This is a genomic window from Rahnella woolbedingensis, assembly GCF_003602095.1.
Classification (GTDB): domain Bacteria; phylum Pseudomonadota; class Gammaproteobacteria; order Enterobacterales; family Enterobacteriaceae; genus Rahnella; species Rahnella woolbedingensis.
The window spans coordinates 87356-103527 of the sequence record NZ_RAHH01000002.1; the positions used below are offsets into that span (position 1 = coordinate 87356).

Below are 16172 nucleotides of genomic sequence, written 5' to 3' on the forward strand. Positions count from 1 at the left end.
GCCTTTATTTAGTGACAAAAGAAGACGAAGGAGGAGTGAAGCTGGTCTGCACAAAACCGTTCCAGTGGTGTTTTCCCCAGGTCGGTTCACTGCGTACTTTCCATTCCATCAGGTGGATTTCAGTGATCGCCTGCGCCCAGCTGGCGGCGAGGGAATCGAGGATCGCATGGCCCTGTTCGGCGGTTGCGCCCCTCGGGTCGCCGATAACCCCGCTCGGGCCAAAATCATAAGAAACCCAGGCAGCCGCAGGGCGGCCTGATGAGAGTGTCGGGCAGGGAAATTCCGGCGGATAATTGGCGACCGCGCGTTCGATGTGCACGCATTCCGGTGCCAGCGCCATCATCACCGCCGTTTCGCTGTGACCCGCATGCATCGCCATTTTCTGTTCCTGCGCACTCAGGTACTGGTTTTCCACGTTGGCCACGCGGAACACGTCGTGCGGGATCATGATCATGTCGCCGTGGCGCAGGCGCATTTCCCGTGAGGCCATTTGCAACACCTGCGGCTGTCCGCCGTGACCGTTGATCATCAGCAGCTTGCGGAAACCGGCGCGGTACAGGGATTCGGCAATCTCCAGAACCGTCTGCAACAGCGTGTCGCCGGTCAGGGTCAGGGTGCCGGGGAAATTGAGATGTTCGTCTGATTTGCCGTAAGTGACAGGGGGAATGGCGTAGGCCGGAATGTCTTTTGACAGCCGCGCCAGCGCATGACCTGCCACGCCGGAGGAGATCACGCTGTCCACCGAACACGGCAGATGCGGGCCGTGCTGCTCAATCGCACCGGTCGGCAGTACGATCACCGTATTGGCCTTATCGGGCAATGCCGCGATGGCCGTCCAGCTCAGGAAAGGGAGAAAACGATCTGCGGGAATATAGCCGTTAATCATGCTGTGCCTCGTGGTCGGACATTATTGGGTTAAGCGGGATTGCGGTAACCAGGCTGTGGCTTCCACTTCAATCAGGACCTCGGCGCTGGGCAGCATTTCACTGACCTGTACCACGGTAGAAACCGGCGGTTGTCCGGCGTAAAAGAGTTTTCTCACCCGGCTGTAGTACGGGAAGTGATCAAGGTTGCGAAAGTACTGCACCAGCTTGATCACATCGCTCATTTGCCCGCCCGCGTCCTCGATGGTGTGACGGATACTTTCGAGCACATACCAGCTCTGGGCGAGGATCGGCCCCTGTTTGGCGTCGGTGGAAAACTCACCCGTTTCGCCCAGCAACTGACGCGCTTGGGCGGGGATATCCTGAAAACCGCGTACGATCGTTGCCGTCTGCGGATTTACCGGAATGATGCCGGAGAGAAAGACAAAATCACCGGCACGACGCCAGGCGGCATATTTGGCAAGCGGTTTGCCCGCTCCTGCTTCAAGACTCATGGGATAAATCCTCATTCCACGTGCGTTGGTGGGTGAGCCTGCCGTGGTGGAACACCAGACGGGCTGCGCTGTTCAAAGGCCAGGTCAGGCTGTCACTGTCGGGAAATATCACTAAACTGGCAGCGCTGCCGGGGGCGAGCGGCAGGCCGGTCTGAGCATCACCGGTCAGGGCGGCAACATCGCAAATCAGCCGCGACTGCTGATCAAAGAGGTTATCGAGCTGAAGCGCGAACAGGGCGCAGCTCAGGGTATCCAGCGGGTCGTAACTGCCCGCCGGACAAAAGGCGTCCTGCACGTTATCGCAGCCGAGTAACAGCAGAACGCCCGCCGCCTGCGCTTCTTTGAGCAGGGTAATCCCGCGCTGGCGGGGTGTGCGTCCGGTGGCGGCATCCTGCAACAGCAGATTGGTCATCGGCAGGGCAATCAGCGTGACGCGCTGTGCCGCCAGCAAACCCAGCACCTCCTGCGCCTGTTGCTCACTGCCGGAAGCCAGCGCACAGCCGTGGCTGCAACAGATGTGCCCGCGCCATTTATTTTCAGGAACTTCATTCTCAGACAGGTAATGCGCCAGCCAGCTCAGGCCGTGTGCCACCGGTGAAAGCTCTTCATCGATGTGCAGATCCAGATTCAGTTGCCAGCGAGAGGCGCTGCGCATGAGATTGGTCATCGCTGCCGGATCCCAGTTGGACGAGTGGATAAATCCGCCCAGCAGGCAATCTTTTCCGCTTTCTGCGACCGCGCGGGCGATGCGGTCAGCCGCCTCGGCATCAGCGAAAAAGCTCAGGGGTGCCAGCGCGACGCGCTCCAGCGTGATGCCTGGTTGCGCGATGTCAGCCAGTTCTGACCAGGCCAGCGGAGGCGTGACATCGAACCAGTCAATATGAGTACGTACACGGGTGACACCATTGGCGGCAGCCAGAGCCAGTCCCTTGCGGGCACGCTGGCGAAGATCCTCGGCGGTCCAGTGCTGGCGGTCCTGATGCATTGTTTCAATGGCGGCCAGCAGACCGGGTCTGGAAGGACGGCTGCGACCAATGGTGAAGGTTTTGTCGAGATGCGCGTGAGGTTCCGTCAGCCCCGGCAACGCCAGCGCGCCGTGTGCGTCCCACAGATCTGTTTGTCCTGCACGCGCAGGCTGTAACGAAGAAATTTTCCCCGCATCAAAACGCAAATCTGCCATAACCGGTTCGCCAGCCTGCAAAGGCCAGCCGGCGGGAAGCAGCCATGCGGGGAGGCGGAGGTTGGCAATGCCGTTAAGCGCTGAGTCAGGTGTCGGAAGGTTCATCTTAAGGCTCCGCGTTAGCATTACAGGTCGAGGACCAGAAGGGGGCTTTTGGAGCGTGAACAGCACAGCGTGATTTGCGTATTGTCCGCTTTCTCTTCTTCGGTCAGCACACAGTCCCGGTGATCGGGAATGCCGTCGATGACGTCAGTAATACAGGAGCCGCAAATACCCTGTTCGCACGACAGCATAATATCGACTCGGGCACTTAATAAGACTTCGGCGATGGACTGGTTCGGACCCACTAAATAACGTTGTCCGGTGGAATTCAGCTGAATATAAAATTCATCACCCCCGGTATCATTATTCAGATTCGTATTACTGAACCGCTCAAAAGATAACTGATCTGCCTGCCAGTGATATGTCTGCATTATTTCTTCAAGACGCCCGATAAAGCCGTCAGGGCCACAGGCAATAACACGGGTGTGTTCCTCCGGCTGGCATAAACTCAGCGGGACGAGGTGACGCAGGGAATCGTTTGCCTCGCGGCAATGTGAAAAGACATTTTTCGCCAGTGCGGGCGCATTCAGTCGCGATGTGAACGCTGCTTTTTCCCGGTCTGAAACATAATAATGCAGTTCAAATTCAGTCTGTTGCTGAGCCAGTTGTTCAGCCATCGCCAGCACCGGCGTGATGCCGATACCGCCAGCGAAAAGCAGATATTTTCCGGCGTCGGGTAGCGGAAAGTGATTTCGCGGGGCGGAGATGGTGAGGTTATCGCCAGCGCTGAAATAATGATGAATAAAGCGCGATCCGCCTGTGGAATTCTCCGCCAGCTTTACGCAGATTTCATAATATTCTCCGCTGTGATTTTCGGTGCAGAGAGAATACTGACGCGGGCCGATTTCAGGAATGAAAACGTCAATGTGCGCACCCGGTAAATAAGCCGGTAATAAGCCTCCCTGCTGCGCAATAAGTTGCAGGGAAATATTCCCTGAACCATTTACCCCGACAGCCCTGATCGTGACAGGAATTAATCCGGTATCTTTCATCGTCATTTACCGTATTTATTTTTCATGAGTTATTTATTAAAGGGAATTCAATATCTCTGCCGCATAACCCGCTGTCATCACGCCGCAAACAGCGCAGGGCGGGCAATACCGGCAATGAAACGATTGTTCCCGTTGCAATGAAAGCTACGTTATTGTTATAAAACTGTTGCGTCCAGCGCTTTGATTCGCACGTCCCGTTGCATAAAAGAGAGCACTCACCTATGTTCGCATTCTCCCGTTTTCTGCTGTACTTCACTGAGGTTGCCCGTCAGGGATCTTTTCGCAAGGCGTCCGAAACCCTGCATGTTGCCGCTTCGTCGATTGACCGGCAGATCCTGCGGGTTGAAAAGGAATTAGCCATGCCGCTGTTTGAACGCCATCCCACCGGGCTGCGGCTGACCGCAGCGGGGGAATTGTTGTTGCACTCGGCGAACAACTGGAAAAAGGATTTCTCCCGCGTCTGCGAACAGCTCGACGACCTGCGCGGGTTGCGGCGCGGGCATGTGCGGATCGCCACTATCGACGCCATCAACCGGCAGTTTTTCTCGGCGATGCTCAGGAAAGTGCATGCCGATTACCCGAATATCTCTTTCACGCTGACCACCATGAATAATGTGGACATTCAGCAGGCGCTGATGTCCGGTGATGCCGACTTCGGGGTGATGCTGAACCCGCAAAGTTCCCGCGAGTTGCAGGTGCGCGCTTTTGCTGAAATCGAACTGGGGATTGTCGTACCGAAAGGGCATCCGCTCGGCAGCCGGAGCGGCGTGCGTTTTAATCAGTGCATGGAGTATCCGTTCATCCTGCCTGCGGCACCCCTGATGCTGGCTGAGCCGGTGCAGGCGCTGATGAATATCAACGGCGACATGATCAACGAGGTTGCGGTGTCGAATAACATCCACATGATCCGCTCGCTGATTAAAGAAAAAATGGGCATCGGCATTCTGTGCTGGCTCGACATCATGGATGAGGTGGAAAGCGATGAGTTGCAGTTTATTCCGCTGACCGATCCGCAATTAAAAACGTTCACGCTCTCGCTGTGCGTTGCCCCTTCACGGCAACTTTCTCTGGCCGCCTCGATGATGCTCAAACAGCTGGAGATGTTATTCAGCAAGATCCAGACCCCGGGGGGAGAACGGCACTGATATGCACTAATCTGGTGCGACGCGCTCCGTGGTGAATCAAAGGTTGCAGAGCACACACCGGTGAATCCCCCGACAAAGCGCAGGGAGAGCGCATCGGATAAGTTGGCATCTTTCTTGTATAGCTAAGAGTGAGTATAAGCGGTCAGTGCAGACAACTGCGCGGGACATTGCTCAGCAACCATTTCGCGGTTCATTTTGAGCCGGTCAGGGGGGCTGAGCCGCATTCGCTCATCCTCCCTCCGGCGATGATTAGGAGAGGAGCAATGAAGTCAATTTCCCGCATTCCCCTGTCTTGCTGCGTGCTGAGCGCGCTGATTTCTGGTGTGGTTTCTCTGCCGGCACATGCCGATGAGAAAATCGCGCTGCTGACATCCTGGTACGCGCAGGCGGAGCAGGGTGGCTACTATCAGGCACTGGCGACAGGCATTTATAAACGTTACGGGCTGGATGTCAGCATTCAGTCCGGCGGTCCGCAGGTTAACGGCATGCAGTTGCTGCTGGCAAAACGCGCCGACGTGATTATCGGTTATGACCTTCAGTTGCTCGAGTCAGTGCAGCGCGGGTTTCAGGCCAAAGCCATTGCAGCACCCTTCCAGTTCGACCCGCAGGGTCTGCTGACCCACGCTTCTGTCACTTCCCTCGACGGTCTGAAAGATAAAACCATTCTGGTTTCCAGTTCCGGGCAATCCACCTGGTGGCCGTGGCTTAAGGCGCGTTATCAGCTCAGCGACTCGCAGGTTCGTCCTTACACTTTCAACATCCAGCCCTTTGTCGCCGACGAGAATGTGGCGCAGCAAGCCTATGTCAGTTCTGAAGTGTTTCAGGCGCAGAAGGCCGGGGTGAAATCCAATTTCTTCCTGTTTTCTGAGCACGGTTATCCCCCTTACGGCGGGATCCTGATCACCCGTCCTGACCTTATCAGCAGCAGAAAAGAGGCGATGGCCAAGTTTGTGCAGGCGTCGATGGAGGGCTGGGTGAGCTATCTGCAAAATCCGGCAGCAGGCAACGCGCTGATCAAAAAGGATAACCCGAAGATGACGGATGACCTGCTGGCCTGGGGCGTTCAGCAAATCAAAGAACATCACCTGATTGACGGCGGCGATGCGGCGACCCAAGGCTGGGGTACCATGACGCAGGGCCGCTGGCAGAAAACCCGTGATTTTATGGTTAACGCCAAACTGCTGGATGCCGGTACCGACTGGAAGCAGGCTTATACCACTGAATTTGTCGATCATATGCAGGTTAAACCCTGAGGAGCGTTGTGATGTCATCTGACTCATTGCTGATTAAAAATGCGCACGCGATCCTGACCGGTTTGCCCGGTGACGCGGCGCGCCACGCCGGGCCGGATATTCGCGTCCGTGACGGTGTCATCGAGGCGATTGGCTCCCTGACGGCGCTGCCCGACGAGCGGCTGATTGATGCCCGCGACTGCGTGGTCTATCCCGCCTGGGTGAATACGCACCATCACCTGTTTCAGTCTTTGCTCAAAGGCGAGCCGCAGGGGCTGAACAAAAGCCTGACCGCGTGGCTGAGCGCAACGCCTTATCGTTTTCGCGCGACGTTTGATGAAGCCACCTTTCGTCTCGCGGTGCGCATCGGTCTGACCGAACTGTTACGTTCCGGCTGCGCCACCGTCGCCGACCATAACTATCTTTACTGGCCGGATATGCCTTTTGATACTTCGGAAATCCTGTTCAGTGAAGGGGAAACGCTGGGCATGCGCATTGTGCTGTGTCGCGGGGGCGCTACGCAGGGGCGGGCGATTGAGAAAGATTTGCCGCAGGCGCTGCGTCCGGAGAACTTTGACCATTACATGGCAGATATGGAACGGCTGGTGGGCCGCTATCACGATCCACAACCGGCGTCACTGCGCCGCGTGGTGATGGCACCGACGACATTGCTGCATTCGGCGCCGGGTCCGCAACTGCGTGAAATGGCGAAACTGGCGCGCAGTCTGGGGATACGGCTGCACAGCCATCTTTCAGAAACGGTGGATTACCTCGATGCGGCACGCGCTAAGTTCGACATGACGCCGGTGCAGTTTTGCGCCGAACACGACTGGTTGGGGGATGACGTATGGTTTGCGCATCTGGTGAAACTGTTGCCGCAGGAAATCACGATGCTGGGCGAGACCCGAACCGGCATTGCGCACTGTCCGCAAAGCAACGGGCGGCTGGGCAGCGGCATTGCCGATTTGCTGGCGCTGGAGCAGGCGGGCGTGCCGGTATCGCTGGGCGTGGACGGTGCGGCATCGAACGAAGCCGCCGACATGCAAAGTGAGGCTCATGCCGCGTGGCTGTTGCAGCGCGCCAGAAAAGGCATGCTGGCCAAACCGCGCTATGACGGTGGCACTTTTGAAGGTGGCGGCGACGCAGCGTCCATCGAAGACGTGGTGCGCTGGGGCAGTGCAGGCGGGGCGCAAATCCTCGGGCTGCAACAAAGTGGCACCGTGCAGGTCGGTATGCTGGCGGATATCGCCATTTACCGGCTGGACGACCCGCGTTACTTCGGTCTGCATGACATGGCCATCGGCCCGGTGGCCTGCGGCGGTCGTGCCTCACTGAAAGCGCTGATGATTAACGGCCGCGTGATCGTCGAAAACGATGTGATCCCCGGTCTTGATCTGGAAGAGATGCGCCATCAGGCCATGTCAGCCGTCCTTACCCTGCAACAGCGTGCTGCGCGCTAACCCTATTGATTAAGAAGGATAAGAACAATGACACAATCAACTCAGACAGCTGGCTATGCACTGAAAGAACTGGAAAAAGAAGCGGGTATGGGCGCGATGGGTGAAGAGACGTTTGCCCGTGAAGTGCGTTGTATTGATTTATCAGATTTCGAGCAGCGTAAAAGTGAGATAGCCGACGAACTCTGGACTGCCGCTGTCGAAATTGGTTTTTTCCAGGTCAGTCATCACGGCATTGCGCTGGACGATATCCGTCAGGCATTCAGCATGACAGAGGATTTCTTTTCACTGCCCGATGACGTAAAAGCACAATATCCGCTGGCGCGTAACGCCGGTTGGGAGAATAAATCGCAGGTGCGTCCGTCGACCCGAACGCCGGATCAGAAGGAATCCTATCAGATTACCCGTCCGCTGATGGGCCCGCTGTGGCCAAGTGAACAGGAGCTGCCTGCGTTTAAAAACACCATGCTGAGCTTTGAATCGCAGTGCTGGCAACTGGGCATGAAATTGCTTTCCTGCTTTGCGCTCAAACTGGGCTTTGCGGAGCATTTTTTCGAACAGGCGCACAATCCGGATCAGCAAACCTATCAGAGTACGCTGCGTATGCTGCATTACTATGCCACCGAACAATCGGAGCAGGGGATGTGGCGGGCAGGTGCGCATACGGATTTTGACTGCCTGACGCTGCTTTTCCAGCGCCCGGGTCAGGGCGGATTGCAGGTATGTCCAGGCAAAGACAGCGAAAGTCAGCAGTGGACCAGCATCGAACCGCGCGAAGACGTGATCACCTGCAATATCGGCGACATGCTGATGCGCTGGAGTGACGATCAGCTGCCGTCAAACTTTCACCGTGTCAGAAGCCCGCTGCCCGGCGAATATCAGGGCGCGCGCTACAGCCTGGCGTTTTTCTGTCAGGCCAATAAAGATGTCGAAATTCTCGGGCCACAAGCCAAATACCCGGCCATCAGCGCCGAGGATTATCTGCAACAGCGTATTCAGGCGAATTTTGCCAAAGGGTAAGCGCACATAAAAAGCAAAAAGCCCGCCGAGTTATCTCAGGCGGGCTTTTTTTCGGCTACCGGTCAGGCGATGGTATTGATATTGCGCCCGATTGCCGGATTAGCAGGTAACGCCGGAATGGAGTCAATCATGCTGGTCACTGCAGTCTGCTGATTATCCAGAGACTTTTTCAGCAGGATGTTGTTCACCTGATTGCTGGTATCCAGGCTGTTAAGACTGGTTGCCAGCGACGCGATTTGCGATACATCCATTTTGCTCTCCTGTTCGGGACATCATAAAAGGAACTCATTAGGGCCGGAACCCGTCATTACATTGTTATCGGCATTTAAGGCAATACCTTGAGCGATAAATGACGCAGATGTCGCCGCCTGAACACGACTAAAGCAGGCCGGAAGGGCAAAAGACCCTGCAGCCTGTATAGCCTGAGGAATTACGGTTATAATCCCCAAAATTATTCAACGGATTTAGAAACGACGATGACAAAACTCACCTTGCAGGAACAACTGCTGAAAGCAGGATTAGTCAGCAGTAAAAAATTGGCCAAAGTTGAGAGAACGGCCAAAAAGTCACGCGTTCAGGCACGTGAAGCCCGGGCGGCTGTGGAAGAAAACAAAAAAGCGCAACTTGAGCGCGATAAACAGCTGAGCGAAGAACAAAAGCAGGCGGCGCTTTCTAAAGAGTATAAGGCTCAGGTGAAACAGCTGATTGAAATGAACAAAATCATCATTTCAAAGGGCAATATCGATTTTAACTTTACCGACGACAAGCTGATTAAGCGGATCGCCGTGGATAAAACCACTCAGGCGCAGCTGATTAGTGGCCGTCTGGCCATTGCCCGTCTGGTTTCAGAAAAGAGCGGTGAGAGCGAATACGCGATTATCCCCGCCATCGTGGCAGATAAAATCGCACAGCGGGATGCGAGCAGCATTGTATTAAACAGCGCGCTGAGTCAGGAAGAGCAGGACGAAGATGATCCGTATGCAGATTTCAAAGTGCCAGATGATTTGATGTGGTAGTTCGGCATATTAAGTTGCCCTCACAGTAATGTGAGGGCATTAAATCTCGGAGCAATCCAGATTTTCATCGTCTCAAACCAAATTCCCAATAGCAAAAAGCCCGCTTAAGTTTCCTTAAGCGGGCTTTTCTAATTTGGCTCCTCTGACTGGACTCGAACCAGTGACATACGGATTAACAGTCCGCCGTTCTACCGACTGAACTACAGAGGAATCGTGTGAACGGGGCGCATAATATCCAGAGGGCTCTGGAGTGTCAACGGCAAATTCTTTAAATGCGTCTGACTGCTCAGCAACTAATCAACGTGGCCACAATTAGTCACTTTTCTGCCAGAAAAATGGGTTGAATCCCGCTTTTTAACAATCACAACGGTGGCCGCGAAGTTGCCTTGCCAGCGGGTCCTGCTGATAAAAACGGGTAAAATGGCCGTATACCAGCGGAAAACGTTCTGAAAGCAGTTCCGGTGCACTAAAGAAATACTCTGAAAGTACGGCAAAACACTCCGCCGGATCGGTTGCTGCGTAAGCATCCATACTGGCCGCTTCTTCGCCGACGGTATCAATTTCATCCTGCAAATTCTGCATCGCCGCCTGTAAATCATGCTCCCAGGCCACCACTTCACGCAGCGGAATAGGCGGTATACCGCTCACTTCGCCGCCGTTTCGCATATCAAGTTTATGCGCGGCTTCGTGGATGATCAGGTTAAAGCCGGAGTTATCAAACGAATCTTCGATATCCTGCCAGTTCAGCACGATCGGACCCTGATCCCAGCTCTGACCGGCGTGGATTTGCGAACCGGCATGAACCAGTCCGTTTTCATCCTGCCACGGAGAATCGACAACGAAAGGCGAAGGGTAGAGCAAAATTTCATGAAAACCATCGAGCCACGATGCACCGAGTTCCATCACCGGCAGCGCAAAAAGTAACGCGATGCGTGCCTGCATTTGTTCTGTCAGCACGATACCCTGCAACGGAACCAGTCGTTTCTGCTGCAAAAGCTGACTGGCGATCTGAATCAGACGCTGTTGCTCTTGCTCGTTCAGGGAGGACAACAGCGGGATATTCAGGGCGTCATTCCACGCTTCTGATTTCTCAATTTTCAGTTCATTCGCCTTCCACGGCCACTTAATCATCATCTTGCTCGCAAAGTGATCATTCAATTTATCAGCAGGGTTTTGCCTCAGACTACACCAATACAAGTAACTTCAACAAGTTAGCAGCGTATTGGGATAATTCTGAGTGGATGTTACACATCATGAGATTTTAAGCAAAACGCGCACACGTCTAATCAGACATAGCTCACGTTATTATTCTAGTCACTGAGTGCGTAACGCGCCCGCAACGTTGAAAACACGGCGGGCGCGGGGAAGGGTTAGAGCCGGATCCACTTTTCGATAAATTCAGACGGATCAGCAGGCTTTCCGAAAAAGTAGCCTTGCAGGTATTCGAGGCGGTAGGGGGCGAGATAATCGACCTGTTTCTGTGTTTCGATGCCTTCTGCCACGATGACCATTTGCAGGCGTTTGGCCAGATCAATCACGTTATCGACGATATGCCCGGCCAGCGCATCTGTGCCGATCCGGCCAATAAAACTCTGGTCGATTTTTAAAATGTCGATGTGGAATTGTTGCAGGTAAGCCAGGCTGGAATGGCCGGTACCAAAGTCATCCATGGCAATCAGCACACCCATCCGGCGCAGCGCTCTGAACAGGCTGTGGGTGATTTCTGAGGGCTCGATGAGCTCGCGTTCCGTCAGCTCCAGCACCAGATGGATCGGGTTCTCCCTGAAAGCGTCAATAAAGGCTTTGCAGTCTTCGACCAGTGTCAGGTCTTTGAAGTGGCTGGCGCAGATATTGAATCCGAAATGGAAGTTTGCCGGCAACTCAGCGGCCATTGGTCCGAACTGATCGCGCACCTGTGCCATCATTTGCCGCGTCATCGGCACAATCAGCCCGGTTTCTTCAGCCAGGGGAATAAACTGATAAGGGGGGATCAGCCCCAGTTGCGGGTGCTGCCAGCGCATCAGGACTTCGGCACCGGTGATTTCATGATTCGTGCCATCCACCACCGGCTGCAAATAAGGAATAAATTGTTTTTTGCCCATTGCGTTTTTCAGCGCTGAAACCGGGCCGCCTAAACGACCAAGCAGCGCATAGGTCATGAAAGCAATGAAGATGCTGATCAGCGGGAACAAGATCAGACTGACGGTGGCGTAATCAAAAATATAACGCCAGTGATCACTTTGGCGGATAACGAGCCGCATTTCATAAGGGTAAAACGAGGATTTCAGCGACATCTTTTCGCCATCAGGCCAGGATTCAGACGTATGAATTTTGCCCTGGCTGTCCATCCAGCGGTCGCCCACCTGTAAGATCAGAAACGCATGGGTGCTGAGCAATTGCAGAATATTATGCAGAAAATAACCATCGACACCGACCAGTACGCCGCTGCCGTTGACGTCATGACGATAGGCAATCAGAGGATGATCGGGCGTCACCACATTGCCGCTCATCAGCATCAGTTTTCCGCCGGTGTAATGGCTGGTCGAGATGGTGTCGTCGCGCTCACCGAATAAAGAGGCGCAATAAACAGTATGCTGGCGGTATAAATTGACGGTTCTCACGTTGGGGACTTTGGCGACTTGCCAGCGTAATGCCTGAATGGTCGCCTGATCACAAGGCGCGCCAATCAGATTTTCCACTGCACCCGAGGCAATCGCGGCATTATCCAGCGTCATGTCCACCAGTCTCACGGATTGTTGCAGGCTGGCGCTGACATCACGCCGTAATCCCTGCGTGGTTTGCCACGAAATAGCCAGTATTCCGACCGCTGCGACCACCAGAAACGCAAGCAGTGAAATACAAATCCGGACGTAGGGACGGGTTAACCAGTTTGAGGCCAAAGAAATATCCACCTGTGAGAATCAGAGAAAGAAGTTCCGTATTATTAATATAACCTATAATACTGTTAACCCATGTTACAGCCGAATAAGAAGGTTAACTTCACGCCATTGATAAACCATCTTTTGACACAAATCATGGATAGGTATTGTTGGACCATATTTTGTTTTTTTTAAAACTGTATTTTTCCAATTTTGTAAGCGTATTATCCCGGATTCGCGTATGGTGCGGTAACTTATTACGCTATCAAGCGAAATTTAAAGTTTATAAATGCAGGGGTTTTATATGTTTAGGAAATTATCGGCTGAGTTTATTGGTACTTTCGTTTTAGTTTTCGGTGGTTGTGGTAGTGCAGTTTTCGCAGCAGGCTTTCCTGCGCTGGGCATTGGTTTTGCCGGTGTTGCATTGGCGTTTGGTTTGACGGTATTAACGATGGCGTTTGCTGTCGGCCATATTTCCGGTGGTCATTTTAATCCGGCGGTCACGCTGGGGTTATTTGCCGGCGGACGTATTCCGGCCAGTGATGTCGTGCCTTATATTATTTCTCAGGTACTTGGCGGGATTGCTGCTGCAGCGGTGTTATATGTCATTGCCAGCGGTCATGCTGGTTTTGATGCAACCGCCAGCGGTTTTGCCTCCAACGGTTATGGCGAACATTCACCGGGTGGCTACAGCCTTGCCGCTGCGATGGTGTGTGAAGGTGTGCTGACCGCTATCTTCCTGATTGTTATCCATGGCGCAACGGACAAACGCGCACCGGCAGGTTTTGCGCCGATTGCGATTGGCCTGGCGCTGACCCTTATCCACCTTATCAGTATTCCGGTGACTAACACTTCTGTTAACCCGGCGCGCAGCACGGCGGTAGCATTGTTCCAGGGAACCTGGGCGATTCATCAGTTGTGGATGTTCTGGCTGATGCCGATTGTTGGTGGCATCGTGGGTGGTCTGATTTACCGCTGTGTACTGGAATCTAAAGACTAAGTCAGTTCGTGCGGTTTCAGTTTTATCGGGTTTTACTGGCGGCATAAAGTTTGTAGCATAAGACTTTATGCCGTCTGTCTGTCACCGACATCAGGACTATCCGATGCTTCCCCGTTTTAAAGTGCTTCTTTCTGCCGCTGTTTTCTCTCTTTCCATTTCCGGTGCAGCTCTTGCCGCCGATGCGCCGAGCTACGGGCCGCAATTGCAGGGTTTTGACTATCCTTTCCCGCTGAAACATTTCTCCTTTAATTCGCAGGGTGCGCCATTGCAGATGGGCTATCTCGATGTGTCGCCGGTGGGACGCAAAAACGGCCAGACCGTGGTGCTGATGCACGGGAAAAACTTCTGTGCGGCGACGTGGGGCGACACCATTAAAGCGCTGGCGGGCAGTGGCTATCGGGTGATTGCGCCCGATCAGGTCGGGTTTTGCTCATCGACCAAACCGCAACATTATCAGTACAGTTTCCAGCAACTGGCGATCAATACCCATGAACTGCTGAAAAGCCTGAAAATAACTAAAGCCGTGATTGTCGGGCATTCAACCGGCGGAATGCTGGCGACGCGTTACAGCCTGATGTTTGCGCCAGAAGTCTCAAAGCTGGTGATGGTGAATCCGATCGGTCTGGAAGACTGGAAAGCCAAAGGCGTGCCATACCGCACGGTCGATCAGTGGTATACGCGTGAGCTGAACACTTCCGCTGACAGCATTAAGCAGTATGAACTGAAAACCTATTACGTGAATAAGTGGAAGCCGGAATACGACCGCTGGGTGGATATGCTGGCAGGGCTGAACAACGGGCCGGGGCAAAAACTGGTGGCCTGGAACTCCGCGCTGATTTACGACATGATTTTCACGCAGCCGGTCGTTTACGAATTTAAGAATCTGCGCGTGCCGACCACGCTGATGATCGGCACCGCCGATACCACCGCAATTGGCAGCGACATCGCGCCGCCTGCGGTGAAAGCCAAAATCGGTCACTACAATGTGCTGGGTAAACAGGTCGTGAAAATGATCCCCCATGCGAAGCTGATTGTATTCAAAGGTCTCGGCCATGCTCCGCAGATGGAAGAACCGGAGAAATTTAATGCATCATTGCTGAAAACGCTGTCGCACTGATCCTTAAATGATTTCTCTTTAAGCAATGAAAAACCGCAGCCTGATCGGGCTGCGGTTTTTTTATTGCAATAATTCAGCGGGAATTAACGCAGATTGTCCGGGAAGTTCGCAGGCAGTTCGCTGGCTGCGCAGTCGATCACCGTATCGTTATTCGCACCGCAATCACGTACGAAGGTGATGGTGGCGAATTCATCGATAACTTCAGTTGGATATGCCGGACCCGCATCGCGGTAAGCATTCATCAGCGGAATATGATCGTTCTGGAAGCAGACGGTTTTTTCCGGATTGTTCATGACCCAGCGCGGGAAGAAGATAGTGCCGTGGAACACGTTATCGCCCAGATTGACGATCAGGCTGACGTCAGTCCCGGTAGGTTCTGTCCATGAAATTTTGTAGACGTCTGACGCTACACGAACGATATATGCTTTCTGATCTTTCACCCAACGGTTGCCGACCAGCCCGCTATGAATACGGTAATCCAGTGTTTCAGCATTTTTCACATAGATTTCATAGTTCCAGCCGTTGTCGTAGGTATAAACCACATGTTTGCCAACGAAACCGCTCAGGTCATGTTTATCAAATTTGCTCATGGTAATGCTCCTTAACTCAGTATGGGAGTGAAACGTTTTGTTTCGATGAGAAGAAGTTTACTCGCTAAAAATTTGATAAAAAAACGCTGATTTTAGATGAAAACCATCTATTATTTCGATGTGATTGCGGGATAAAGGACAGGGAAAATGGCGCTACCAAGAACCACGCTTGAGCAATGGGTGGTATTACAAACGGTGATTGAGCAGGGCAGTTACGCGCAGGCCGCGACGGTGCTTAACCGCAGCCAGTCTTCTGTCAGTTATGCGCTGAGCGGATTACAGGAACGCATCGGTTTACCGTTGCTGGAAATCAACGGCAGAAAGGCCACGCTGACCGAGCAGGGGCGCGCCTTACTGGCACAGGCAACGCCGCTGATATCGGCTTTTTTACAGCTTGAACACCGGGCTGCCGGGCTGAAAGGCGGAGTGCGCACCGAGCTGAGTCTGGTGGTCGACAGCGTGTTTCCTCAAAACAGGTTGTTCCGTGCACTGAAACACTTTCAGTCGCAGTTTCCGGACACCCGCGTGCATCTGACCGAGATTTTGCGCGGCGAAAGCCTGGAGCAGCTCAGCGAACAATCGGCTGATTTATATATCACTACGCTGGCGCCGGAAAACGCAATTCACGGACGTTTTCTGCTGGATGTGGATTTTGTGCCGGTGGCGAAAAGTGATCATCCGCTGCTGTCTTTGCCCGTTCCATTGACCGCGCAGGATCTGGCGCGTTTCCCGCTGATAAGCGTCGCTGACCGTCATGCGCGGTCTGAAGATAAGCATCCGGCTGGCACGGTAGCGCACTGGACATTCACCACGGTTGGCGCGGCATTGGAAGCGATAACCGTGGGCGTGGGTTACGGCTGGTTGCCGCTGGAAAGTGTGGATAAAGCGCTGGAAAGCGGCCTGCTCAGCCGCCTGATGCTGTCTGCCAGAACGGTCCGGCAAACGTCGCTTTACATGGTGCTGGATAATGAAACGCAGCGGTATGACCAGACGGTCAGCGAGCTGGCGAAAAGTATTCTGGAGGAGTGCGGTTTGCTGCCGTGAAATCCGGCAGCAAACCGTTT

Annotated in this window: 16 protein-coding genes and 1 tRNA gene; 8 read left to right on the forward strand and 9 right to left on the reverse strand. The window is 53.8% G+C overall.

Annotated elements, in window-relative coordinates:
* Positions 1-4: 4 nt before the first annotated feature.
* The 4 genes from D6C13_RS01625 to D6C13_RS01640 are packed head-to-tail and all read right to left on the reverse strand — an operon-like array spanning position 5 to position 3658.
* Complete coding sequence (locus D6C13_RS01625) at positions 5-886, reverse strand: creatininase family protein (protein WP_120131106.1); 882 nt, start codon at positions 884-886, stop codon at positions 5-7.
* Between the two features lie 21 nt (positions 887-907).
* On the reverse strand, positions 908-1378 hold the full coding sequence (locus tag D6C13_RS01630; RefSeq protein WP_120131107.1) for a RidA family protein: 471 nt from the start codon (positions 1376-1378) through the stop codon (positions 908-910).
* Positions 1368-2663 carry an amidohydrolase family protein gene (locus D6C13_RS01635; RefSeq protein WP_120131108.1) on the reverse strand — a complete coding sequence of 432 codons (1296 nt, stop codon included), beginning with the start codon at positions 2661-2663 and terminating at the stop codon, positions 1368-1370. Before D6C13_RS01635 ends, D6C13_RS01630 begins: the two co-directional genes overlap by 11 nt.
* Positions 2664-2683: 20 nt before the next feature.
* A complete protein-coding gene (locus D6C13_RS01640) occupies positions 2684-3658 on the reverse strand; it encodes a PDR/VanB family oxidoreductase (protein WP_120131109.1) in 975 nt (324 codons plus the stop codon).
* Between the two features lie 215 nt (positions 3659-3873).
* Here D6C13_RS01640 and D6C13_RS01645 point away from each other — a divergent pair, with 215 nt between their 5' ends.
* From D6C13_RS01645 to D6C13_RS01660, 4 genes are all read left to right on the forward strand, one after another.
* The gene (locus D6C13_RS01645) at positions 3874-4797 is read left to right on the forward strand and encodes a LysR family transcriptional regulator (protein WP_120131110.1); all 924 of its coding nucleotides are present in this window, start codon (positions 3874-3876) and stop codon (positions 4795-4797) included.
* A gap of 263 nt (positions 4798-5060) precedes the next feature.
* Positions 5061-6050, forward strand: coding sequence for an ABC transporter substrate-binding protein (locus D6C13_RS01650; RefSeq protein WP_120131111.1), 990 nt, complete (start codon positions 5061-5063; stop codon positions 6048-6050).
* An 11-nt stretch (positions 6051-6061) separates the two neighbouring features.
* Entirely contained in the window at positions 6062-7489 is a 1428-nt protein-coding gene (locus tag D6C13_RS01655) for an amidohydrolase family protein (RefSeq protein ID WP_120131112.1), read from the forward strand.
* A 27-nt stretch (positions 7490-7516) separates the two neighbouring features.
* Positions 7517-8506 carry an isopenicillin N synthase family dioxygenase gene (locus D6C13_RS01660; RefSeq protein ID WP_120131113.1) on the forward strand — a complete coding sequence of 330 codons (990 nt, stop codon included), beginning with the start codon at positions 7517-7519 and terminating at the stop codon, positions 8504-8506.
* Positions 8507-8568: 62 nt separating this feature from the next.
* Here the strand turns inward: D6C13_RS01660 and D6C13_RS01665 are convergent, their stop codons facing one another.
* Positions 8569-8757 carry a YjfB family protein gene (locus D6C13_RS01665; protein WP_120131114.1) on the reverse strand — a complete coding sequence of 63 codons (189 nt, stop codon included), beginning with the start codon at positions 8755-8757 and terminating at the stop codon, positions 8569-8571.
* 225 nt (positions 8758-8982) lie between these two features.
* Here D6C13_RS01665 and D6C13_RS01670 point away from each other — a divergent pair, with 225 nt between their 5' ends.
* Entirely contained in the window at positions 8983-9522 is a 540-nt protein-coding gene (locus D6C13_RS01670) for a DUF2058 domain-containing protein (RefSeq protein WP_120131115.1), read from the forward strand.
* A gap of 134 nt (positions 9523-9656) precedes the next feature.
* Here D6C13_RS01670 and D6C13_RS01675 read toward each other — a convergent pair.
* From D6C13_RS01675 to D6C13_RS01685, 3 genes are all read right to left on the reverse strand, one after another.
* Positions 9657-9732: transfer RNA gene (locus D6C13_RS01675), tRNA-Asn, on the reverse strand.
* 144 nt (positions 9733-9876) lie between these two features.
* Positions 9877-10653, reverse strand: a complete 777-nt coding sequence (gene mtfA / locus D6C13_RS01680) for a DgsA anti-repressor MtfA (protein ID WP_120131116.1) — start codon at positions 10651-10653, stop codon at positions 9877-9879.
* Between the two features lie 239 nt (positions 10654-10892).
* A complete protein-coding gene (locus tag D6C13_RS01685) occupies positions 10893-12422 on the reverse strand; it encodes an EAL domain-containing protein (protein ID WP_120131269.1) in 1530 nt (509 codons plus the stop codon).
* Between the two features lie 283 nt (positions 12423-12705).
* Here D6C13_RS01685 and aqpZ point away from each other — a divergent pair, with 283 nt between their 5' ends.
* Together aqpZ and D6C13_RS01695 are read left to right on the forward strand one after the other, a co-directional pair.
* Complete coding sequence (aqpZ, locus tag D6C13_RS01690; protein ID WP_120131117.1) at positions 12706-13401, forward strand: aquaporin Z; 696 nt, start codon at positions 12706-12708, stop codon at positions 13399-13401.
* 103 nt (positions 13402-13504) lie between these two features.
* Positions 13505-14518 (forward strand): alpha/beta fold hydrolase, encoded by a 1014-nt coding sequence (locus D6C13_RS01695; RefSeq protein ID WP_120131118.1) that lies wholly within the window; start codon positions 13505-13507, stop codon positions 14516-14518.
* A gap of 83 nt (positions 14519-14601) precedes the next feature.
* On the opposite strand, the gene D6C13_RS01700 is transcribed toward D6C13_RS01695, so the two are convergent.
* On the reverse strand, positions 14602-15108 hold the full coding sequence (locus D6C13_RS01700; protein WP_120131119.1) for a phenolic acid decarboxylase: 507 nt from the start codon (positions 15106-15108) through the stop codon (positions 14602-14604).
* 147 nt (positions 15109-15255) lie between these two features.
* Between D6C13_RS01700 and D6C13_RS01705 the strand changes: the two genes are divergently transcribed.
* Entirely contained in the window at positions 15256-16152 is an 897-nt protein-coding gene (locus tag D6C13_RS01705; protein WP_120131120.1) for a LysR family transcriptional regulator, read from the forward strand.
* The last annotated feature ends 20 nt before the right edge of the window (positions 16153-16172 follow it).